This window comes from Ornithinibacillus gellani, from assembly GCF_003730295.1.
Classification (GTDB): Bacteria; Bacillota; Bacilli; order Bacillales; family Amphibacillaceae; genus Ornithinibacillus_A; species Ornithinibacillus_A gellani.
This window is the reverse complement of sequence record NZ_QTSZ01000022.1, coordinates 20,246-44,483: the sequence shown is the minus strand read 5'-3', so window position 1 is coordinate 44,483 and position 24,238 is coordinate 20,246. Positions and strand designations below refer to the sequence as shown.

General features: G+C 38.7%; 20 protein-coding genes and 1 pseudogene. 15 read left to right on the top strand and 6 right to left on the bottom strand.

Annotated elements, in window-relative coordinates; genetic code table 11:
- Positions 1–128: 128 nt before the first annotated feature.
- The 9 genes and pseudogenes from tcpF to DX933_RS07230 form a co-directional block, all read left to right on the top strand.
- Positions 129–2,189 (top strand): annotated as a pseudogene (gene tcpF, locus DX933_RS07270) (conjugal transfer ATPase TcpF); the annotation flags it as partial.
- A 4-nt stretch (positions 2,190–2,193) separates the two neighbouring features.
- Entirely contained in the window at positions 2,194–4,368 is a 2,175-nt protein-coding gene (locus DX933_RS07265) for a CD3337/EF1877 family mobilome membrane protein (RefSeq protein WP_123315809.1), read from the top strand.
- 8 nt (positions 4,369–4,376) lie between these two features.
- Positions 4,377–5,387 (top strand): bifunctional lytic transglycosylase/C40 family peptidase, encoded by a 1,011-nt coding sequence (locus tag DX933_RS07260; protein ID WP_190279444.1) that lies wholly within the window; start codon positions 4,377–4,379, stop codon positions 5,385–5,387.
- A gap of 15 nt (positions 5,388–5,402) precedes the next feature.
- Positions 5,403–6,320 carry a conjugal transfer protein gene (locus DX933_RS07255; protein WP_123315807.1) on the top strand — a complete coding sequence of 306 codons (918 nt, stop codon included), beginning with the start codon at positions 5,403–5,405 and terminating at the stop codon, positions 6,318–6,320.
- 127 nt (positions 6,321–6,447) lie between these two features.
- Positions 6,448–7,056: a TetR/AcrR family transcriptional regulator gene (locus DX933_RS07250; RefSeq protein WP_123315806.1), complete on the top strand. Its 609-nt coding sequence runs from the start codon at positions 6,448–6,450 to the stop codon at positions 7,054–7,056.
- A 36-nt stretch (positions 7,057–7,092) separates the two neighbouring features.
- Positions 7,093–7,974, top strand: coding sequence for an ABC transporter ATP-binding protein (locus DX933_RS07245; RefSeq protein ID WP_123315805.1), 882 nt, complete (start codon positions 7,093–7,095; stop codon positions 7,972–7,974).
- Positions 7,975–7,986: 12 nt separating this feature from the next.
- Positions 7,987–8,778: an ABC transporter permease gene (locus DX933_RS07240; protein WP_123315804.1), complete on the top strand. Its 792-nt coding sequence runs from the start codon at positions 7,987–7,989 to the stop codon at positions 8,776–8,778.
- A 12-nt stretch (positions 8,779–8,790) separates the two neighbouring features.
- Positions 8,791–9,588, top strand: a complete 798-nt coding sequence (locus DX933_RS07235) for an ABC transporter permease subunit (protein WP_123315803.1) — start codon at positions 8,791–8,793, stop codon at positions 9,586–9,588.
- A gap of 301 nt (positions 9,589–9,889) precedes the next feature.
- Positions 9,890–10,045, top strand: coding sequence for a cysteine-rich KTR domain-containing protein (locus tag DX933_RS07230; protein ID WP_123315812.1), 156 nt, complete (start codon positions 9,890–9,892; stop codon positions 10,043–10,045).
- Between the two features lie 69 nt (positions 10,046–10,114).
- Here the strand turns inward: DX933_RS07230 and DX933_RS07225 are convergent, their stop codons facing one another.
- Positions 10,115–10,471 (bottom strand): helix-turn-helix domain-containing protein, encoded by a 357-nt coding sequence (locus DX933_RS07225; RefSeq protein WP_123315802.1) that lies wholly within the window; start codon positions 10,469–10,471, stop codon positions 10,115–10,117.
- A gap of 591 nt (positions 10,472–11,062) precedes the next feature.
- Between DX933_RS07225 and DX933_RS07220 the strand changes: the two genes are divergently transcribed.
- The 4 genes from DX933_RS07220 (at position 11,063) to DX933_RS07200 (ending at position 13,680) form a co-directional block, all read left to right on the top strand.
- Positions 11,063–11,485: an RNA polymerase sigma factor gene (locus DX933_RS07220; protein ID WP_072741226.1), complete on the top strand. Its 423-nt coding sequence runs from the start codon at positions 11,063–11,065 to the stop codon at positions 11,483–11,485.
- Positions 11,482–11,712 (top strand): helix-turn-helix domain-containing protein, encoded by a 231-nt coding sequence (locus DX933_RS07215; protein WP_072741227.1) that lies wholly within the window; start codon positions 11,482–11,484, stop codon positions 11,710–11,712. Before DX933_RS07220 ends, DX933_RS07215 begins: the two co-directional genes overlap by 4 nt.
- 550 nt (positions 11,713–12,262) lie before the next feature.
- A complete protein-coding gene (locus tag DX933_RS07205) occupies positions 12,263–12,463 on the top strand; it encodes a DUF3173 domain-containing protein (protein ID WP_123315801.1) in 201 nt (66 codons plus the stop codon).
- 26 nt (positions 12,464–12,489) lie between these two features.
- The gene (locus tag DX933_RS07200) at positions 12,490–13,680 is read left to right on the top strand and encodes a site-specific integrase (protein WP_123315800.1); all 1,191 of its coding nucleotides are present in this window, start codon (positions 12,490–12,492) and stop codon (positions 13,678–13,680) included.
- 67 nt (positions 13,681–13,747) lie between these two features.
- Here DX933_RS07200 and guaA read toward each other — a convergent pair whose 3' ends face one another.
- The 5 genes from guaA to DX933_RS07175 all read right to left on the bottom strand — a co-directional run bounded on the left by guaA (position 13,748) and on the right by DX933_RS07175 (position 22,005).
- Positions 13,748–15,283: a glutamine-hydrolyzing GMP synthase gene (gene guaA, locus DX933_RS07195; RefSeq protein ID WP_123315799.1), complete on the bottom strand. Its 1,536-nt coding sequence runs from the start codon at positions 15,281–15,283 to the stop codon at positions 13,748–13,750.
- 153 nt (positions 15,284–15,436) lie between these two features.
- Complete coding sequence (locus DX933_RS07190; RefSeq protein WP_223805905.1) at positions 15,437–17,623, bottom strand: transglutaminase-like domain-containing protein; 2,187 nt, start codon at positions 17,621–17,623, stop codon at positions 15,437–15,439.
- The gene (locus DX933_RS07185) at positions 17,620–18,888 is read right to left on the bottom strand and encodes a DUF58 domain-containing protein (RefSeq protein WP_123315798.1); all 1,269 of its coding nucleotides are present in this window, start codon (positions 18,886–18,888) and stop codon (positions 17,620–17,622) included. Before DX933_RS07185 ends, DX933_RS07190 begins: the two co-directional genes overlap by 4 nt.
- The gene (locus tag DX933_RS07180) at positions 18,888–19,850 is read right to left on the bottom strand and encodes an AAA family ATPase (RefSeq protein ID WP_123315810.1); all 963 of its coding nucleotides are present in this window, start codon (positions 19,848–19,850) and stop codon (positions 18,888–18,890) included. Before DX933_RS07180 ends, DX933_RS07185 begins: the two co-directional genes overlap by 1 nt.
- A 646-nt stretch (positions 19,851–20,496) precedes the next feature.
- Complete coding sequence (locus DX933_RS07175) at positions 20,497–22,005, bottom strand: amidase (RefSeq protein ID WP_123315797.1); 1,509 nt, start codon at positions 22,003–22,005, stop codon at positions 20,497–20,499.
- A gap of 214 nt (positions 22,006–22,219) precedes the next feature.
- On the opposite strand from DX933_RS07175, the gene DX933_RS07170 reads away from it, so the two are divergent.
- Entirely contained in the window at positions 22,220–23,209 is a 990-nt protein-coding gene (locus DX933_RS07170; protein WP_123315796.1) for an ABC transporter ATP-binding protein, read from the top strand.
- Entirely contained in the window at positions 23,206–24,234 is a 1,029-nt protein-coding gene (locus tag DX933_RS07165; RefSeq protein ID WP_123315795.1) for an ABC transporter ATP-binding protein, read from the top strand. Before DX933_RS07170 ends, DX933_RS07165 begins: the two co-directional genes overlap by 4 nt.
- Positions 24,235–24,238 lie beyond the last annotated feature (4 nt).

Here is a 24,238-nt window from a genome sequence, read left to right as displayed (position 1 = left end):
TCTTGCTTCATCTTCAAAGTGATCACTCCAGCTTCCCCCTTAGCGACAGTTGTGCTAAGGATATTTTCTACTGAAGTGGTTCAGTTTTCAAGTGCGATGGTGGTTCAATTTTAGAGTACCATATACAAAGGTCAGTAACTACTTCTCTATCTTCTTTTATTCGTGATGCGAACCATCATCTTATGGGAGATTTTGTTTCTATGCCTCATGAAGAAATGAGACGGTTCTCTAAAATGGAATCTTTATTACAAAACAAAATAGCTAGACGTTTTAAGATCCGCCCTTTAAATAAAAATGATTTTGGCTATCTAATTGAACATCTTCATGGACAATCAGACATTGCTTATGAGGAATATGATTATGCCCTCCCTCTAAAGAAGTTAAAAAAGGAAACGTTAGTGAAGCGTTATGACTTGATTAAACCGACTCGTTGTTTGATTGAGGAAAACCAGCGTTATTTAAAAATTGAACAAGAAGAACAGACTACTTATGTTGCTTATTTTACGATTAATTCGATTGTCGGTGATCTTGAATTTCCATCGAATGAAATCTTTTATTACCAGCAACAACAATTCACCTTCCCGATTGATACGTCCATGAATGTGGAAATTGTAACGAATAAAAAAGCGTTATCGACTGTGCGGAATAAGAAAAAGGAACTCAAAGACTTAGATAATCATGCTTGGGAATCTGATAACGAAACAGGCAGTAACGTGATCGACGCATTGGAACAGGTGAACGAATTAGAAGACGTGCTCGACCAAACGAAAGAATCAATGTATAAATTAAGCTATGTCATTCGAGTATCCGCCCCTAATTTAGACGAACTTAAACAGCGTTGTAATGAAGTTAAAGATTTTTACGACGATTTGAACGTAAAACTTGTTCGTCCGTTTGGAGATATGATCGGATTACACAGTGAATTTATCCCAGCCAGTAAACGCTATATGAATGATTATATTCAGTATGTTACATCTGACTTTTTGGCAGGACTTGGGTTTGGCGCTACACAGATGCTCGGAGAAACGGAAGGGATTTATTTTGGTTACAACTTGGATACGGGAAGAAATGTCTATCTTAACCCGAGCTTAGCTAGTCAAGGGGTTAAAGGTTCGGTCACCAATGCGTTAGCTTCTGCTTTCTTAGGCTCACTGGGTGGTGGAAAATCGTTTAGTAATAACCTACTTGTCTATTATGCGGTTCTCTTCGGTGGACAAGCACTCATTGTTGATCCTAAGGCAGAACGAGGAAGATGGAAGGAAACGTTACCCGAAATCGCACATGAAATAAATATTGTCAATTTAACAAGTGATGATTCCAACAAAGGACTACTTGATCCTTTTGTCATTATGAAGAAGAAAAAGGATTCAGAAAGTCTTGCGATTGATATTTTGACTTTCCTTACGGGTATATCGAGTCGAGATGGAGATAAATTTCCTGTATTACGACGAGCGATTCGGGCAGTCGGTCAACAAGAAGAACGTGGCTTGCTTCTTGTGATTCATGAATTAAGAAGTGATCCCAACCCTATAGCAGGCCCTATTGCTGACCATATCGAAAGTTTTACCGATTATGACTTTGCCCACCTACTCTTTTCAGATGGAACGGTGAAAAATTCGATTAGTTTAGAAAAACAATTAAATATCATTCAAGTAGCCGATTTGGTCTTGCCTGATGCAGAAACAACTTTTGAAGAATATACAACAATGGAACTGCTTAGTGTCGCCATGCTGATTGTCATTTCCACCTTTGCATTAGACTTTATCCATTCTGATAGAAGTATTTTTAAAATCGTCGATTTGGATGAAGCCTGGTCCTTCCTGCAAGTCGCACAAGGAAAAACACTTTCCAATAAATTGGTTCGTGCAGGGCGTGCCATGAATGCCGGTGTCTACTTTGTTACCCAGAATGCGGCAGATTTAACGGATGAAAAATTAAAAAATAATATAGGTGTGAAATTTGCCTTTCGATCCAGAGATATCAATGAAATTAAAAAGACACTTGAATTCTTTGGAGTGGATAAAGAAGATGAAGAAAATCAAAGGCGACTACGGGAACTCGAAAATGGACAATGTTTGATGCAAGATTTATATGGGCGTGTCGGGATTATTCAAGTCCATCCTGTATTTGAAGATTTATTTGATGCTTTCGATACTCGACCACCTGTAAGGGAAAAGGAAACGAGGTGACAATATGAACAAACAAAAATTGATAAAAATAGTTCTGACGGTGGTACTTATTGGTGCCGCCGTTTTTCTATGTCTTCTTTTACTTGGTACATTAGCACAAGCTGCTGGATTAGTGGATGATACGATATCGGAAGACAATTTGTATTCTAAATATGCCCTTGACCATTATCAGCTTGATTTTTACGTTGATACAGATTGGGATTGGCTCCCGTGGAACTGGAATGATGGCATCGGAAAACAAGTGATGTATGGCTTATATACAATCACCAATTTTATTTGGATTATTAGCCTGTATTTATCAAATGCGACAGGCTACTTAATCCAACAAGCCTATTCACTGGATTTCATTTCACAAACAGCGGATGCCATCGGGAAGAATATGCAAACATTGGCTGGAATTACGGCAAGTGGTTTTAGCAGTTCGGGGTTTTATGTGGGCTTCCTGCTTATCTTTATTTTAGTCATCGGGATTTACGTGGCCTATACAGGATTAATGAAACGGGAAACAACAAAAGCAATACGGGCCATTTTAAACTTTTTAGTCGTGTTTATTTTGTCCGCATCCTTTATCGCCTATGCTCCAACATATATTACGAAAATTAATGACTTTTCAGCAGATATTAGTCAAGCAAGTTTAGATTTAGGAACCAAAATATTGATGCCGAACTCGACAAGTCAAGGCAAAGACAGCGTGGATATGATACGAAATAACCTCTTTTCCATTCAAGTGGAGCAGCCTTGGTTACTGTTGCAGTTCGATGATTCAGATAAAGAAACAATTGGCGAAGAACGTGTTGAAGCCTTAGTTTCCATTAGTCCAGATGCAAATAACGGAAAAGATCGGGAAGGTGCCGTCAAAACAGAAATTGAAGATCACGACAATAAAAATTTAACGATTACGAAGACTACTACACGTTTAGGAATGGTCTTCTTTTTATTTCTATTTAATATTGGCATTTCCATTTTCGTGTTTCTTCTATCGGGTATTATGATTTTCTCACAAATTCTGTTTATTATCTATGCCATGTTTCTACCTATCGGTTTTTTATTGTCGATGATACCGACTTTTGAAAATATGGGAAAACAAGCGATTATGAAATTGTTTAATGTGATCATGCTTCGTGCTGGGATTACATTAATCATTACCGTTGCTTTTAGTATTTCATCCATGCTTTACAGTTTAACAACAAGTTATCCTTTTTTCTTAATTGCCTTCTTACAGATTGTGACGTTTGCGGGCATTTACATGAAACTTGGTGACATTATGAGCATGTTTAAACTGCAAAGTAGTGACTCGCAACAAGTTGGACGTCAAGTCATGCGTCGTCCTTACCGCATGTTTAATCGGGGCAGTCGCCGATTACAGCGAACCATTGGACGCACCCTTGCGGGTGCAACAACTGGAGCAACTGTCGGAGCAATGGTCGGGAAATCAAAGCAAACAAAAGGTTCCTTCTCCCCTATTCGACCATTACAGCGGCTAACATCGACTACAAAAAATAACAAAGAACGCTCAAATGCCAATACAAAACCAACCTCTTTGAGCCAGAAAGTAGGACAAGTAACAGGGAAAGTGCTTGGTACAAAAAATCAATTCCGTGCGAATATCAAGCATCACAAAGAACAATTGCATGATTTGCCTACTACTGCTCAATATGCAGTCATGAAAGGAAAAGAACAACTGACAAAACCTGCCCGTGATTTTAAAGAAGGCATAAAACAGGCAAAAGAAAAAAGACAGCAAGTAAATAAAGCACGTGAAGCAAAACATCGTCAAACCATTGCAGATAGGCGGCAAGCATTGGACAAAAAGCGTACCCCTCTTCGGGAATTTGTCAATCCTAAACGGCCAGTAACACAAAATGTCAATGAATCTGTACATCAAGATCGATTAAAAAACTCAACTGTTCAACAAAAAGAAAAGACAAGACCTGTCACAAAAAGCGAGCATAGGAAGCAATTCAAGTTACAACGACAGTTATCGAGTCCAGACAGAAAAGAACATTTTATTGATTATCCAAACCAACCTGTAAAAAAAGAAAGCCGATCTCCCAATGAAGAACGTTCTCGACCAAAAAATAGTCGGACAATCATCAAGCGTCCTTCTAAACCGTTGAAAAGTACAAACCAGAAACAAATCACTAAGCGTCCAATCCATGCTGTTAGGAGGAAACGCTAATGAAAGTCATGAGATTAAAGATCATGTTAATTGCTGGCGGAATAGGATTTCTTGCCTTTTTAGGACTGTTAGCATTTGTAGCTATTTTTATATCGAATGAAGAACATTCATCAGATAACAGGGATTTCATTCATGATATCGGCGATGTATCGGTCTCCGAAGATGTGTTAAAACATCAGCCAATGGTAGAAAAATATGCACAAGTGTATGGAATAAGTGAGTATGTCCCAACTCTACTTGCCATTATTCAAGTAGAGAGTGGTGGAAAAGTTCCAGACGTGATGCAATCAAGTGAATCATTGGGACTTCCCCCCAATTCTTTAGATACCGAAGCTTCAATTAAACAAGGAACTAAATACTTTTCGGGTTTATTACATTCCGTAGAAAAAAATGGGGGCGATATTAATATAGTCATTCAAGCTTATAACTATGGCGGTGCATTTATTGATTATGTCGCAAAAAGAGGTTCCCAGTACAACTTTGAACTTGCAGAGAACTTTGCGAAGGAACGTTCAGGTGGGAGCAAAGTCACTTACTCGAACCCCATAGCCGTAAAGAAAAACGGCGGTTGGCGTTACCGTTACGGCAATATGTTTTATGTCGATTTAGTGGGTCAATATTTTATCTCGCCTCAATTTGATAATGAATTAGTTCAGACCGTAATGGATGAAGCTCTAAAGTATGAGGGATATCCTTATGTCTTTGGGGGAGACAATCCGAGCACTTCTTTTGATTGTAGTGGACTGACACAATGGAGTTACAAGAAAGCGGGGATTAATTTACCCAGAACAGCCCAACAACAATATGATGCAACCGAGTCGATTTCTTTATCAGAAGCTAAGCCAGGCGATTTAGTGTTCTTTCACTCCACGTATAATGCAGGAACTTATGTCACCCATGTTGGAATCTATCTTGGAAATAATCAGATGTACCAAGCAGGAGATCCGATTGGTTATGCTGACTTAACTACTGCTTACTGGAAGAAGCATCTTATTGGAGCCGGGCGTATCAAACAATAGAGAGGGTTGGAATAGATGAAAAACTTTTTTAAGAAAAAAGAAAAACAAACGCTGAAAACAAAACCTAAGAAAACGAAAGTACGGACTGTTGGTACACGTAAAAAAACAGTGGCTTTTTTATGGATACTACTCATTGGCAGTCTTGCCTTTGCCATTTATAAAAACTTTACAGCGATTGATCAGCATACCATTCATGTGAGAGAAATTGTGGAGAACCATATGAGAGATACAACTGCCATTGAGAGCTTTACAAAAATCTTTGTGAAAGACTATTATACTTGGGAAAATGAATCAGAAGCCTTGGAAGAACGAACAGAAAAGGTTACTGATTATCTGATTGAAGAACTGCAAGCTTTAAATGCGGATATGGTTCGAGAGGATATTCCTACCAGCTCGACTGTTCAAGGTATCAATATTTGGTCGTTAACAGAAGAAAAGGAAAATACCTTTTCGGTGGTTTATTCCGTACAGCAAAAAATTACAGAGGAAAAAGACAGTACGTTAATAAGTTCAACCTATCGTATTGTACTCTATCAAGATGAACAGGGAAATCTGGTCATTACCCAAAATCCTACAATCTGGAACAAACCTGAAAAATCTAGTTTCGCTCCAGAACAAGTGGAAAGCGATGGGACGGTGGAATCAGAAATTGCAGAAGAAGTCACTCTATTCCTAGAAACCTTCTTTGCCTCCTATCCCACCGCCACAGAACAAGAACTTGCCTATTATGTGAAGAATAATACTTTACCAGCCATTGAAAAGGACTATACATTTTCTGAACTTGTTAATCCTATATATCAAGAAAAGGATAATCAGATTAAAGCATGGGTCACGGTAAAATATTTGGATGAAACAACCAAAGCAACACAGCTTTCACAGTATGAATTGACCTTAGAAAAAGATACAAACTGGATGATTGTAGATCAAAATTAATGAATTAGTAAACTTGCTTTCTTAATTACAAATAATTTCCACATTAATTGACCGAATCGGTTTATGATGTTATTATAATACTCATAAACCGATTCGGTTTATATTGTTTGAGAAGGAGGTGAGTTATTTGGAAAAATTTTTAAGTTTGCCTGTGAAAAAACAAAATTTAATTATTGATGCTGCATTAAAATCCTTTGGAACGAACGGTTATAAAAAAACATCCATAAGTGATATTGCCAGTGCTGCAGGAATTTCGAAAGCAATGGTATTTCATTACTTTGGGACAAAGAAAGAGCTATATATATATTTGGTAAATACGTGTGTCGATAGTATTAGCACTGAAGTTGTCGAAAAATTTGATGATAGTATTACAGATTTATTTGATAGGATTTTATATACAAGTAAGCTGAAGATTGCTTTGATGGAAAAACATCCTAATGTTCCTTCGTTTATTCAGAGTGCATATTTTGAAAATGCTGATGAAGTTAAGGAAGAGATAAGAACTATTTTTAGCAAAGATGATGGCAAAACTATGGGGCAAGAAATAACCTTTGATGGTGCAGATTTTTCGAAATTTAAAGACGATATTGATCCAAACCTTGTCATGAACATGATTGACTGGATATCTGAGGGTTACATGAGTAAAATGGCAGACGCAGAAGAAACTGATTTTGATGAATTATATAGTGTGTTTGAAGAATGTATGCAACTCTTTAAAAGGAATTTTTATAAATGATCAGTAAAAAAAGAATATGGAAGGGGAAATATTATTATGAGAAAAAATGTAATTGAAATCCAGAATCTCACAAAGCAATATGGCAAGCACAGAGGGATTGATAATGTCAGCTTTTCTGTTAAGGAAGGAGAAATTTTTGGTTTCATTGGTCCGAACGGTGCAGGAAAATCTACTGCCATTCGTACTTTATTAGCCTTGATTCATCCAACATCAGGAAGTGCCACTATTTTCGGTAAGGACTGTATCAAGGAGGCACCTTCTATTGCAAAGGATGTAGGATATCTTCCATCCGAAACATTTTTTTACGAAGGAATGACAGTTAAGGGATTGCTTGATTATACTGCTAAACTGTATCAAAAAGATTGTTCGAAACGAATTGAGGAACTTACTGAACGGCTTAAATTAGATACCAGTAGAAAAATTCGTGATCTTTCCTTTGGAAATAAGAAAAAGGTAGGAATTGTTGCAGGGTTATTGCATTCTCCCAAACTGATTATTTTAGATGAACCGACTAGTGGCTTAGACCCTTTAATGCAAGATACTTTCTTTGAGATCCTTAAAGAAGAAAATGAAAAAGGGGCTACTATATTATTTTCTTCTCATATTCTTAGTGAGATACAGAAAATGTGTGATCGTGTTGCTTTTATTAAAGAGGGGAAAATTATTAGCCTTCAAAGTATTCATGAATTGCGTTCTAGCACATATAAAAGTATTCAATTAAGTACGAAAGAACCCGTTTCAAAACAGGTGTTCACTTTAGAAGGGATATCAGAATTTAAACAACAAGAAGAAGAGATTAGTTTTATGTATAACGGAAATGTTAATAACTTAATTAATAGTTTTTCAACCTTGAATATAACAGATATTTTTATAGAAGAACCTTCTCTGGAAGAAATTTTTATGCATTACTATCAATAAGGAGGGAAACAAATGAACATTTTTCGTTTTGAAATGAAACAATATAGAGGTTCTATTTTAGTTTGGTCTATAGGATTAGTAGCCACAATAATACTGTTGTTACCAATGTTTGTCTCACTTACAGGAGACCCATCTGCTACAGAGTCATTGGCTGATAATCCCATGTTAGATACAATGGGGATTAGCATCGATTTATTCATTACCACGACAGGGATTTTTAGCTATCTAAATAGTATTATTTTAGTAGCTGCAGCCATTCAAGCATGCAATTTAGGACTTTCTATTATCACTAAAGAACACATGCAAAACACTGCTGATTTTCTGATAACTAAACCATACTCAAGAACAAAGATTTTTTTGTCAAAACTGATGGCCTCGCTTTGTGTAATTGCCATAATTGGAATATGCTATTTTCTAGCATCCTTTGTAACAATTAGTATGATTTCTGAACAAGGGTTTTCATTTAGTCATTTTTTTCAAATCTATCTAACTTTCCCTTTGATTCAGTTGTTTTTCTTACTATTAGGAATAATGATAAGTACTATTGTATCCAGAGTTAGTGCACCTTTACCTTTAGCGTTAGGGATTTCTTTTGGGTTTTATGTAATAGGATTATTTTCTAATGTTGTACAGAGTACTATTGCTAGACTGTTTTCTCCATTTAGATATTTTGACTTTAATCTTGTTCTAGCATCAGAAAATTACGAAGCTGGTTATATTACTTTATTTTTTGCTTTGTTACTATTATTTTTTATCACAAGCTATATCACTTATATTAGAAAAGATATGAAAATGGTCTTATAAGGAGGTTAAAAAATGCAAGCTATGGTAAGAAAAGAATTGAAAGAAAACCGAAGAAGTTTATTAATTTGGATAGGAGTAATGCTTGGCATGATAGCCATTGGTGCAGCAGAATATTCTGTTGTAGTAGAGGCAGGAGATGCAATAATGGATTTGTTTGAGTCTCTGCCCTCCGTCCTAGCAATTGGTTTTGGAATTGACTCTATCCCTGTTAACACACCCATAGGATATTATGTGATGATGTACTTGTGGTATTGTATAATAGCATTTACACACGCAGCTGTGTTAGGAGCGACTATCATTAGTAAAGAAGAGCGAAACAGGACAGCTGAATTCATTTTTACGAAACCATTTACTCGTAAAGATATTATTACTAGCAAGATTATTGCTGCTATCGTTAATATAGTCATTATTACATTAACAGCATTGATAGGGAACCTGATCATGTTAGTTCCACAAATAGAAGGAGGAAGTATTTTAAGTGAAATTGCTACCACTTTACCGTCTATGTTTATTGTTCAAATACTCTTTTTATTTATAGGTCTTCTATTTTCCGCAATATTTTCAAGTTATGGAAAAGCTCTCTCTTTTTCAGCGTTATTTGTTGCCCTTTCATATTTCTTAATGATAATTATAAAGTTGATTGGGACGATTGATTTTCTAAGTGTTTTAACACCTTTTATGTATTTTACAGGTACGGGACTCGTTGAAAATGGTATCAGCGTGTTTTATATCTTACTCGCTGTTGTAATAACTGTAACGGCTGGCTACTTAACCTATTCTAGGTATAGAGGGCGAGATTTGCATAGTTAATAGTAGTTCTATGATATTTACTCATAACTCTGAACCCATTGAAAGATTTTAAACCTTTTCATACAAGATAAGTATTGGATAAAGTACTGGGTGTGTATGGATTTTGAGTGTTTAAAGAACATTATTTTCTGAAAACCGTTAGAATTGAAATACTAGTTTCATTCATTTTTTTACTACTAAGTTATATCTGCTCTGCATAGTGTTACTCTAATAAAGTATTCGATTAAGTAGAATCGGAAATTGAGTAAAGACTATGTAACACAAAATAAAGGAGGAATGATAATTTGGGGAAAAACATTGGATATACTGTCCTGTTTGTAGCAACAAAACAAGGATAAAAGTTCGTGATGATACTGTACTGGAAAAATTCCCTTTATTTTGCCCGAAATGCAAACATGAAACTCTAATCAATGTACAACAAATGAATATATCAGTTATCAAAGAGCCAGACACATAGATGCAGAGCCGATAATTTGAGATTTATACATCTATCTCATCTTATCGGCTCTTTTTGTTAAATATAAGTTTATTTTTCTTTTATAGCTTTTGCTTCTTTAATACCGTTTGCTAAAGCTTCCATAAGCATTAGTTCTTTGTCTGTGAAGCTGTCCATATGTTTTTCTACTTGTAGACGAATGGTACTTTTCGACAGATTGTTTGAGGGTAGGAAAAACTCATCAACAGATACATTTAGTAATGATACAAGATCATAAAGCACTTGTATGCTGGGATGCTGTCCTTTATTCTCAATGTTCGTTAAATAACGTGGGTCAATCTCTATCGATGCCCCGACCTGTTCTCGGGTTAAACCTTGTTTTGTACGGGCTTCTTTTATCGCAAGCCCAAACGCTCTAAAATCATATTTATCTTCTTTTTTACGCATCATAAACCACCTCTATACATTTTACTGTTCCTGTTAAATTAGGGACAGGTATAGAAAAACGTACTATGTGGTTATACAGTTCCTGTTGTTTTACTTTATACAATAAAAGATACTGCCAGACGGCAATAAAAAAAACCGTTATCTGGCAGTGCCCTTTTCATGCCTAAAATGATATTCCCTTTCCAGACGACGGTTTAAATAGCCGCCGTCTTTCTTTTTATACAAAATTTACAGATGGTTTACGAAGTTTAATCTTTTTTAAAAAGATGACGGCTCCTAGGAGGTAGTCGTCATGCAATATATTGTTATTCAACAATGTTTGTTTTCCGAACCCTTATTAAAAAAGATTATCCACCTACCCTAGATAAAAATGCTTATAAATGTGGTTTTCAGATCATATAAGACGAATTTCTGAAACACATAAACAGACTGAGCAATCTGATTATGTGTTTTTTTGTTTGCTAAAAACTTTTTTAAAAGTTTTTTTATCAAATATGCAACAAATAACTCTTTCGTGTCGGGACTTAGTGCGAAAGGAAATAATAGAGCAGGGCACACTTCCTTTCATGTCGAGAAAGGGGGTGAGAAATCATGAAGCGATCTTCTTTTCGGACTACCATAGAAAATCAGTTTGATTATATTTGTAAGCGTGCGATGGAAGATGAACGCAAAGATTATTTCAAACACTTGTCGAGAATTTCAAAACAAGAAATTTCTTTCTCTGATACAGGTGACTATCTCGTCAATCAGTTTTCTACCATCGATAGCTATTCAAGTGATTTACAGATTTTCACATTGAACGGCTTTAGTATTGGCGTGGAAAGTGATTTGTTAAGTGAAGCATTACGGAATCTGACAGATAAAAAGCGGAACATCATTTTACTTTATTACTTTATGGATATGAGCGATGCGGAAATTGCAGAGTTATTGAAATTAAGTCGTTCAACAGTCTATCGTCACCGAACTAGTGGACTAGCTTTTATAAAAAAATTCATGGAGGAGCATACAGAATGAAATCAAAATATCCTATGATCCCCTTCTCTCTTATTGTAAAAGCAACTGATGGTGATACAGAAACCATTCATTACATTGTAAAACACTATAGAGGTTATCTTTCAAAACGCTCCCTTCGACTAATGAAAGATGAATACGGAAATTCACACATGATAGTCGATGAAACGTTGCGTGGCAGAATGGAAACCAGATTAATTACCAAGATTTTAACTTTTGAAATTAAATAATCAATTCTCCATTCGCGGAAGCGTGTTGGAGCGTTCACGCTTCCTGATTAGTAGTTTGTCATTCTATTAAAATATGCTGTCTCGGTGTATTTTAATAGGCTGACAAGCCAATGTTCTTTGACAACTGAATAAAAAGTGATCGAATACATTTCGGTAGAGATTGAGCCTACGGACTGATACGCCATGACTTTGAAGATAATGCAAAACGAGCGATTTTTTCAGTGATCCGTAAGTGTCTTTTGGACAAGTCACTGCCATGACTTCTCTATCGTGATAATGATACTCCTGTACAGCCACAGCCCGAGCGTTTAAAGCGTCACAGGCAATGGGTATAGCTGCATGCGAACCATGCAGGGGTGAAATTCCCGTGAGCTTAACCAAAGCTGTTCGATTACTTATATATCATTTGATTTGGGAGAAGTTGTAGATCATACCACCATATAAAAGTATCAACCCTAAATGCAACTTAAAATTCAATTATTTTAAATAGTGCGTTATAATTATAGGCGAATATTGGAGTTTCCCTAGCCTATAATGGAAAGGAGTATCAATGATAACAATTACTAAAAAAGATTTAATTGAGCTAGGATACGGAACTTCTTTTTCAGCAGATATCATTAAAAAAGCAAAGGAATTAATGGTTACAAAGGGGCATACCTATTATGAGTCTAGAAAGCTAGATAGAGTCCCACGTGAAGCTGTAGAAGAAATTCTAGGAATCAATTTCTCAGATAAAAACAGGTCTGATTAGTTTTTGCACGGTAAGGAGTAAAAACTATGGCTAAAGATCCGATTAAAAAAGCGAAAAATGGTACTTACTATTTTCGTGTAAATCTAGGATACGATTCTAAAGGCAAAAAGATTCAAAAATATCGTAGTGGATTTACTACAAAAAAAGAAGCAAGAAAAGAATACTCGAAACTACTACTTATGAAACCAGAAGAATTAAGTGAAAACAAGAACAAAATGTTGTTTGAACATTATATCTTTGAAATTTTTCTTCCTTGGTATAAGACACAAGTAAAACTCAGAACATATGAAAATCGTCTACCAAGTATTAAAAAGCATTTTCCTTACTTTTACAAAATGGCTGTCTCTGATATTGAGCCTATTGATGTACAGAATTGGCAATTGAATCTATCGAAAAACCTAAAATCTTCATATGTAAGAGCCGTTCAAGGTTTATTTTCTGTTGCTATGGATAGAGCGATTGTATTAGGCATTACATCGACAAATCCTTCTAAGATTATTGGAAATGTAAAAAAACAAAAGACAAAGATTGACTTCTGGACAAAAGAAGAATTTGAAAAAGTAATTTCTTTCATTTATAAAAAGGATTACTACCAACATTTCCTTTTTGTTTCTTTATGGTTCTTGTTTATGACAGGAATGCGAATTGGTGAAGCTACCGCCATTCAATGGGAGGATGTTGATTTTGATTCGGGGATACTAACCATCAACAAAAATCTTTATTATAAGAACCAAAGTAATTATAGATTTGTTGAACCAAAAACAAAAGCGAGTGTTCGACACATTGTACTTGATGAATGTACATTAAATATTTTATCAGAATGGAAGAATGTCCAACAAGATCTTATCAAAACAGATTTTGTGATGAGTTACAATGGCATACCAACACAAAAACATACTCTCTCACATGCTATTGAGCGTTACGCAAAACTAGCTGGGATTCACCGAATCAGAATTCATGGATTGCGTCATTCTCATGCTTCATTGCTTATTAGTATGGGAGAAAATCCACTCATAATTAAAGACCGTCTAGGACATGAAGATATTGAAACGACTTTAGGAACATATGGCCACCTCTATCCAAATAGTAACTTTGAAGTAGCTAACAAACTAAACGGAATCATAACATTCAAGCAAGCAGAACAAAACTATGATTCCTCACCAAAAAATCAATTCACTGTTAACTATTTAAGAAAGCAAAAACAAAAAGTGCAATAAAAGTGCAATACAAAATTAAAAAGAGCCAAAAACCCTTGATACACAAAGGTTTCTAGCTCTACTACAACTACTCCCACTCAATCGTAGCAGGTGGTTTGCTTGTAATGTCATACACGACGCGGTTGATGTGTTCTACGTCGTTTACGATTCGTGTGGAGATTTTTTCTAATACATCCCATGGTATGCGTGCCCAGTCGGATGTCATTCCATCGATGGATGTGACTGCGCGAATTCCGATGGTGTAATCATATGTCCGGGTGTCGCCCATGACGCCGACACTGCGGATGTTCGGTAGTACGGTGAAGTATTGCCAAATGTCGCGGTCTAATCCTGCTGCGGCAATTTCCTCGCGTAGGATTGCGTCTGACTCACGAACAATTTCCAATTTTTCTTCCGTTACTTCCCCTAGAACGCGAATGGCGAGGCCTGGTCCTGGGAACGGCTGGCGCCATACGATGTGATCTGGGATACCGAGCTGGCTGCCAAGTTCGCGAACCTCATCCTTAAATAGGCTGTTCAATGGCTCGATGAGTTCAAATTGCATGTCCTCTGGCAATCCACCTACATTATGATGTGATTTAATCGTTTGTGCTGTTTCGGTTCCACTTTCAATAATATCTGTATAAAGTGTACCTTGTGCAAGGAATTCAATATCCTTCAGCTTGTCGGCTTCATCATCAAATACGTAAATAAATTCGTTGCCGATTATTTTACGTTTCTTCTCTGGATCGTCTACACCCTTCAGCTTACCAAGGAAGCGGTCTTTTGCATCGATTTTAATGATGTTCATATGAAAATCATCGGCAAATGTTTTCATGACATCATCTGCTTCATTCTTCCGTAGCAGGCCATGATCGACAAAAATACATGTGAGCTGGTCGCCAATTGCTTTGTGAATCAATGCTGCGACGACGGAAGAATCTACTCCGCCACTTAGTGCACAAAGTACTTTACGTTTGCCTACTCGATCCTGAATATTTTTTACTTCCATATCAATAAAGTTTTCGATGGTCCAATCGCCTTTGCATTGGCAACGGTCAAATACAAATTGCTTTAGCACGTCATTGCCGTATTCGGAGTGACGTACTTCCGGGTGAAATTGCACACCATACATTTGCTTGTCCGTATTACTCATGGCCGCAATTGGTGTTGAAGCACTTGTTGCATCAATTTGGAAGGATGCTGGCTCCTGAACAAGTTTATCCCCATGACTCATCCATGCGGTTTGTGATGCAGGGGTACCTGTAAATAGCACGGCATCTTCTTTTACTTGAATGGTTGCTTTACCATATTCACGTTTTTTAGACCGTTCTACCTTCCCGTCGAAATGAAGTGCCATCAGCTGCATGCCATAGCAAATACCGAGTACAGGAATGCCCATTTCAAAAATCTCCGGGTCACAGCGAAAGCTATTTTCATCATAAACACTGTGTGGACCACCTGATAAAATAATACCTTTCGGGTTCATCGCCTTTAATTCTGCTGCAGTCAATTTATGTGAATGCAGTTCACTGTATACACCGAATTCCCTGATTCTTCTTGTAATCAATTGGTTATATTGACTACCAAAATCTAGTACGACAATCATTTCGTTGCTCTCCATGTATGAACGCTCCTGTCTATGTCATTTAGGATGGCCGTCATAGCCATCCTAGGTTAAAACCTAATCAAAATTATCAACTTATGCTGGTGAAACCACCATCTCGCTGTTCCGAAATTTCTATCCTACTATTTTACAGAAAGGCTATCGATTCGGTCAACCAATTATTTTTTTAATTAAATCTTTCCATAATTGTGTGATCTCGCCGGAAGGTATTTGCTCCTGATTTCTGCTGTAAATCATTCTCTCATACACATTGGTTAGCATTCCCATCGAATTCGTCGCGTACATGCTATCAATTTTATTCGCGAACTCGCCTAATGTTTGTCCAGGATACTTTTTATTTCCGTTGTGGCCGAGTACTTTCAATGTAAAGTGGTACGCATCCTGATAGGCTTTGGCATCTCCCTTTCGTTCCAGTCGATTGCCAATCAAGTGTGCTTGCAAACGGAAGCGGAAGCGATATAGGACAAAGCCAACGAGCAATAGCACCGCAATTGGTATGATGACATGCCATTTCGTAAAGCTGCTTTCCTCAGGTGTATCTGCTGCAGCGGATTCTGCAGGCTCCTCGATATCCTCCGGTAATTCCGGCATTTCTCGTTCCGGTTCTTCCTCTTCTTGTACCGGCTCTTCCGGTTCCTCTGGTTCATTTACCTCAGGAGACACGTGAAATTCCCCAAGGTTAGCGAATCCTTGTGTTGGCTCAAATGGTACCCATCCAGAGCCCGGAAAATAGACTTCAACCCAGGAATGGGCATTGGCGTTCGTTACTTCATATAGATCAAATTCCCCAATATCTCCGCTTTCTATGACTTCACCAGAGGTAAAGCCTTTTGCCCAGCGTGCTGGTATTCCGAGCGTACGCAGCATGACGACCATTGAGGATGAAAAGTTGTCACAGTAGCCGGCCTTGGAATCAAATAAGAATTGATCCACATAGTCATCGCCGCCTTCTGGTATAGGGACATTGCTAATCTGGTACACAAATCCACCTTCTGCACTGCTAAAATATCCTTCCAGCACCCGGGTCATTTCATAACGATTCTTACTATCTGCTGTCAATTCTTCCGCTAGCTCTTTGACCCGTGGTGGCAAATTGCGCGGGAGTTGGGTGTACCGCTCCGCAATTTCCTCTGGGTCATCCTGTTCATCAGCGAGCCGCAGCTCACGGATATCAAAGGATGGATAGTCATAGGAAATCGTATATTTCTGTAATGGTACGTTCTTTCCGTCTTGCATCGTTTGAATCGATTGTGCGCCTTCATTTAAAACATATTCTGTTGTATCTGCTGCAGAAACAGTAGTCAATCCATATGGATAAAGCAGCTTGGATATACGTTTATTATCCACATATTCTACATGTGCTTCCAATGTTTCTGTTTCTACCGTATTGGGATAGTCGAAGCTATCGATTGCTTGTTCATCTGTAAATGTTTTTGTATCATTATTTTTAGAGGATTCCCAACCTTTACCTGTATATACATCCTTTGTTTCAACCCGCCAATAATGATCCTTCCTTGCTGATGCATAGAATACAGTCGTGTAATCCTGTAAAAAGGAACCACCTAATCTACTGTCATCCTCACCATAGCCTACCTTTTGAATCGAGCCACCAGACCCTTGCCCCGTTAAATTGGTAATAAACGGAACTGGATCTGCCCATTGTGGTTCAAACTTCGGCGATGCATAACCAACAAAGGTAGAAAATAACACAATAAGAATGAGTGGCAGCAGCCAGATGGGATTTTTTTTCGTCCAAGAAAAATGAATGTTCTCAGATTGAATTTCTTTAAAAAAGTTCGACATTCCCAATGCGACAAATGCGATCACGAATGTGCGTATAATTGCCATCGTGCCATCATAGGTCGTAAAGGTATCCAGCACCGCAATATATGAAAAGGTCAGTACGACAAACAGAAAAATGCGCTTGGCATATATGAACCAATAATGAATCAAATAACTCATCAGCCATATCAATAATAGAAATAATACGCTTTGAAACATCGGTGTGAATTGATACCAATGTTGAGATAACAAAGCTTCGATATTGTAAGCCGCTTCCGCATAAAGCTCTTGGAACCAGCCACTGCTAAAGAGGGGGTACATGATATACAAACCATGAATAATCAGCAGCATACCGCCTGCTTTGAGCAGCATGGAAAGCCAGCCCTTCACTTCCAGCATGGAAATAGCGAAACAAAATAAGGTGTAAATCAAAAACACGCGTAAATCAGTATTATCGGCAATTTCCGTTACGGGATAGAGCCATTCCATAAATAACAGCAAACCACAAATATACAAGATGGAGGTGTAAAGTATCGGTATTTTATTCTTTTTCACAGGACCTTCACCTCAACTGGATTTTTGATTAGCTGCTTTTCTGTTAATACGCTCACCGTAATTCCCTCTTGCTGCAGCTGTTTGATCCAGCCTATTCCATGCTGCTGCATAAACGAATCGGAATGAATGTATATAAGGTGGATGAACTTATTCCGAATGCGAAACTGTCGGATACATTCCAACAGCCCTTCATCGATATAAGCGGTAATCAAACGTACCGTATAGCTGCCGGAGAGCTTCAGCATTTCCTCCTTTAGTCTGGCTGAAAATGCTGGACCTTCCACTGGTTTAGCTGTTGTTAAATGCTTTCTAACCAATTCCTTTTTTATCGGATTATGCTGGACTGGCATATAAAAGCTTTCTGCACCAATGGACAGAAAACCAATTTGGGAAGACTGTCTTTCTGTCGCCTCCATGAATGAAAAGCTTATTTCCACCATGGCCTCAAATACAAGCGGATTATAAAAAGCATGCTTGCATTCATCCAGCACAATGAGTGTATCTGTGCTTTTTTCCTGTTCAAATTCCTTCGTCATGACTTCATTTTTTCGCGCTGTTTGCTTCCAATCAATCCAAGAAAATTTATCACCTGGCAAATATTCACGAATCCCGGTCGCGACATTCGTATTTTTCAAATGAAAGGAAGAAGTGGAAACAGAGCCCTGTTCCAGACTACTTGTCCGCTCCGCCAATTGTAATTGTCTTTCATTTGGATACGTGATGATTTGATCAGCTGTTTCAAATCGATATTCTTTTTTAATCAGACCAAAAACATCCCCCGTACGCACGCGAATGGCACGCAGCTGATGCTCTCCACGCGGGATTTGCATCATGGAGTAGGAATATTCCATGACACGACGAAACCAAGGAAAGATGATCACCTTACTGCTCCGTTTAATTTGCAGTCGATTTGGCTGGTCAAAGTCGACGTATTTTTGCTCTCGATTATCTACCCAATTTAAACTTTCCGGGAAAATCTCTTCGAAAATACAATAATATAGCGGAAATGGAATCGTTCGTTCAATTCGAACTTTCACCTGAAAATGGCCGCCAGCATGTAGTGTTTGCGGTTGTATTTCCCTTGTAACCTGCCAGTTTTTAATGGGGTAAAATAAGAGGCCAATATGATAAAGAAAGATGGGCAGAAACCCGAACAATAAAAACCAGCTCGTAAATCCGCCCTGAAACATAGCAAATGCAAATAAAATAAAAAACAACACAAAAATAAATAACAAATTACTAAAAAAACGAATCGACTCCTTCATTAGCCAAAATCCTTTCGAATAGGAACAAAGGTGTCTTTTACGATTGCTGCTACGATTTCCTCATTTGTTTTCCCATCATACCTTGCTTCCGAATGTAGGATAATTCGATGGGATAAAACAAATGGGGCCAAATATTTAATATCATCAGGCAGCACAAAATCACGCCCATGAATATAGGCATATGCTTTCGCAATCTTCATCAATGCAATGGAACCACGTGGGCTGACCCCGAGAAAGATTTCTTTGCGATTTCTCGTATTTGCGACGATATTGACAATATATTGCTGTACATTTCTTTCGACATAAACATCCATGACCTCTTGCTGAATCTGAACAAGCTCATCCCTTGTCATCACTGGGGCAATCTGTTCAATCGGATGATTTCTTGACGTCCTTTCCAGCATTTCAAGCTCCTGCTGCATCGATGGGTAACCCATATTTAATTTTAAAATAAATCGGTCGAGCTGTGCCTCTGGCAATGGATAGGTCCCCTCATACTCAATCGGATTCTGAGTGGCCATCACAAAGAAAGGCTGCTTCAGCGGAATCGTTTTGCCATCTACCGTGATGCTTTTTTCTTCCATTCCTTCTAACAAAGATGACTGTGTCTTCGGTGAGGTACGGTTAATTTCGTCTGCTAAAACAATATTGCCTAGGATTGGTCCCCCACGAAACTCGAATTCTAGTTCCTTCGGGTTATATATAGAAATGCCGGTAACGTCTGAGGGTAGTAGGTCTGGGGTGAACTGGATTCTTTTAAAATCACAATCTAATGATTTTGCCAATGTGCGAACGAGCATTGTTTTTCCAACTCCAGGTACATCCTCTAGTAAAACATGTCCTTGAGCCAGCAATGCAGATAGGCTCAATATGGCGACGTCCTCTTTACCTATCATTACTTTTTGAATATTTCCCAACACTTTTTCTATCTTTTCATTGTAAACTAGTGCCTTCTGCTTCACATACATCGACTCCCCACTTATAGAATCGTGCTCAATTCAAGTGTCAAAAATATCATCCTATATCAATAATAGTAGATTCATACTTGAAACAGATGTCATTTTCACTGACCCCTTTGAACAATCTCTATAACTATTTTATCTACCTTAACTATACTAGAAACCTCATCGCTTATAAAGAGGGATTATCCTTCAGTATTTTCATATTGCAGAAAATTTATACCTTATAAGATAAAGTGAAATGTCAACCCGTGACATTTTCCTTCATCCCTCACTGATTGTTAGTTGGTCATCCCACCTAGAATGACTAACATGCTCTGACTTTTTGCACGTTTTACAGACGAATTCGTCGAAAAAAACGCCCAAAAAAGTATGTGAATTGGTGAAAAAGCACGAAATAGATGGGGTAAACAGCATTTAAGTTACTCGAAATCATGTATTTTCGAAATTAGGAGTAAGTTAAACGTCATTTAAGTTATTCAAAGGCTGATTTTCCCAATCGGGAGTAAGTTAAACTACTTCTTCGGATGTAATGGTCGCTTCTGAAAAGCTTTACGCGTACAGCTTAGGTATCGGGTGAAGACTATCAGCAAGGAAAAAGGACAGAAACGCGAAACGTTTGCTGTCCCTATCATTGCAAATATATGTCTCATAGCTTTCCATTGTTTTCTAATAATTGCTTTCGTACATCTACCCATAGCGGAGATTGTTCGATTTGCCATGCTAGTTGTAATAAGACGTCCTCCGCTCCTTTGGTCGCCATAGCTTGCACACCTATTGGCAAACCATTTTCTGCTAAATGTACCGGTAAAGATACGGCTGGTTGACCGGTTAAGTTGGCTAATTGGGTAAATGGAGTATACGTTAAACTTGGCAAAAACATCTCATAGATGAGTTCTTGTTGTTTCATCGGATTGGCATCTGCCATTCTAGCAATCCAGTCTGCCTTTTGTTCCGGAGTTGGTGTCAATTCGCCAATCTTCGGTGCAGTAAAAGCAGTAGCTGGTGTGATATACAGATCATATTGTTGATGCAGGGCCGCCATTTGAGCAGCTGCTGTATCCCAGGAAGCAAGACTTGCAGAGAAAGCTGCTGCAGAAACGGACTTCCCAGCAATGTTCAATAACCAGGTTTCCATTTCAACATCATCAGCCGTCATTTCCCTGCCTAATGCAGCCTCCAGCTGGGCAATGACCATTGCCATTTCACCACTGTTCATCAGGAAATAATTTTGCATGAGTAGAACGCCATCTACACCATTTTCTTTTTCTTCCACATGATGTCCCTGTTGCTCCAGCCATGTGATTGTTTTTTCTACAGCCTTCACGGCATCCGCAGATACGGGTGTCCCAACTGGGGATTTTGTCGTATATGCAATCCGCAATGGCTTGTCAAAGTCCTGCTTCATCGTCTCCTGATAACTTCCTGGAAACAATGGGGTTTGGAAGGCAGCTTCCGGCTGAATCACCTGCGAAATATCTAGTAATGCAGCACTATCCCTTACCGTACGGCTCAAGACGAAATCTATCGAGGCCCCCTGCCACTGTCGACCGGCACCAGGGCCTACCGCGGTCCGACCTCTCGTTGGTTTTAGTCCAAATAAGCCGGAAAAAGAGGCCGGAATCCGTATCGACCCACCACCATCACTTGCTCCTGCAACCGGAACAACTCCAGCCGCAATCGCAGCAGCAGATCCACCACTTGAACCACCTGGTGAATAATCGGGATTCCATGGGTTCCTTGTCGGGCCATGAAGAATGGGTTCTGTAATATTTTTTAAACCAAATTCAGGTGTATTGGTATGACCTACAAATAAAAAACCAGCTTTTCGAAGTCTGCTGACAAAGTTGGAATCCTGCACTGCAATATTGTCACGCATTAAACCCGCACCTGAGGTTAGTGGCTCGCCTGCTACTGCCTGTGAAATATTTTTCAGTAGTATTGGCACACCGGCGAACAAGCCATCAGGTTGCTTCCATTTTGCAGCTTCGGCAATAACTTGTTCCTTTCGATCAGCTGTCATGATATTGAACTGTGGATTAACCTTTTCCAGTTGTTCCAAGCAAAGGGCAACCAGTTCCTGCGGAGAGGTTTCCTTATTACGAATTCGTTCTGCCATTTCTAGCGCATCCATTGATAAATATGTATGTAAATCCATGCCTGCACCTCTTTATCTTTTTCCTTAAGTGTACCATGTTTGCCGATGACGTAAATCCATTGTGTAAAAATAACAACCTTCTACCTAGTTCAATAAAATGGCTATGAACAGCTATTCCACTTTCTGGAAGCATATAATTGGACTGCTTATCATACGATTTAGGAACCATGACTTCCAGACGATACATCAAAATACGTGGAAAAGGAGCAGGACATTGAAACAGAAAACCATATTGGATGTAAAGCAATTACAAACCTATTTTTATTTGGAAGCTGATCGCGTTGCCAAAGCGGTAGATGATATTACCTTTTCCATCCATCCTGGGGAAACGGTCGCATTGGTCGGCGAATCAGGAAGCGGTAAAAGTATGGCGGCCCTTTCCATTATGCAGCTCATTCGAAAACCAGGACGTATTAAACAAGGGTCCATCCGGCTGGAGGGAAAAGAATTACTGCAGCTAACCAACCGTCAAATGGCACAGATTCGTGGAAAAGACATCGCGATGATTTTCCAGGAGCCGATGACGGCGTTAAACCCAGTGTATACAATCGGTAATCAAATCGGGGAGATTTTACGGAAGCATCAAGGTTTAAATCGACAGCAAGCGAAGCAGGAAGCAATCAACCTGCTGCAAACGGTAGGCATTCCCCGGGCAACGGAAATTATTCATGAGCACCCCCACCAATTATCTGGTGGGATGCGGCAGCGTGTGATGATTGCGATGGCAATTGCCTGTAAGCCAAAGCTATTAATTGCCGATGAGCCGACAACTGCATTGGATGTCACGATTCAAGCACAAATTCTTGATTTATTAATGCAGCTAAAGGAGCAATTCCACATGTCTTTGCTACTGATTACCCATGATTTAGGCGTTGTTTCTGAATATGCGGATAGGGTCATTGTCATGTATGGTGGTCAAATGGTGGAGGAAGCGGCAGTGAAAGAATTGCTTCAAAACCCTAAACATCCTTATACAGACGGCCTACTTGCGAGTCTTCCCAATATGGAAGAACATGCCGAGCGACTTGGCACCATTCGAGGTACTGTTCCACCAGCCTATGCCTACCCAGCTGGCTGCCGGTTCTCAACTAGATGTCCTGCTGTGATGGACATTTGTCATGTGAAAGCACCTTCTCTAAAACAGCTAACACCAGAGCATCAAGTACGCTGTCATTTATATGCAAATGGCGGTGATTTATCATGAGAAATCCAGCAATCGCTCATCAGGAAAAGCTTGTCGAGGTCCAGCAGTTAAAAAAATATTTTCCAGTCAAAGGAGGGATTTTACGACGACAAATTGGCCATGTGAAAGCTGTCGATGATGTCTCTTTTCATATCTATAAGGGGGAAACACTGGGGATCGTCGGTGAATCTGGTTCAGGAAAATCTACGCTCGGTCGAGTCATGCTTCGATTGTTGGAGCCTACTGAAGGAAACGTTATTTTTGAAGGTCAAAACATCTCTACCCTAACGCAAAGAGAGCTGCGTCCTGTTCGTCGCAGCATGCAGATTGTATTTCAGGACCCATTTGCTTCCTTGAACTCAAAAATGAGTGTTGGTGAATTAATTGAAGAACCATTAATCGTCCAAACCAATCTCTCGAAACGAAAAAGAAAGGAACAAGCTGCAGCATTATTGGAAAAGGTTGGCCTGCAAGCGGATGATCGTCATAAGTATCCACATGAATTTTCTGGTGGTCAACGACAGCGCATTAGTATCGCACGCGCATTGGTCTTAAATCCTGCCTTTGTGATTTGTGATGAACCAGTATCTGCATTAGATGTGTCTATTCAAGCACAGGTGCTCAACCTCATGAAGGATCTACAGGATGATTATAGGCTCACCTATTTATTCATTTCACATGATTTAAGTGTTGTAAAGCATATTAGTGACCGTGTCGCTGTCATGTATTTGGGAAAAATTGCCGAAATAGCTCCCAAGCATGCGCTATACACAAATCCACATCATCCCTATACGAAAAAGCTACTGTCCTCTATCCCTACCATTCATACAAATAGCGATAAAAACACGGTACCAAAGCAGCCTGTTATGCATCAAGATATTCCAAATCCGGCAAACCCACCATCAGGCTGTGTGTTTCGTACCCGTTGTCCACTAGCCCATGACCGCTGCAGCATCGAGCAACCGACATACACTGAGATAGGTCCTGATCATTATGTGGCATGTCATTTATATGATAAAGGAGGCGATACTTCCCATACATCGTGAATAA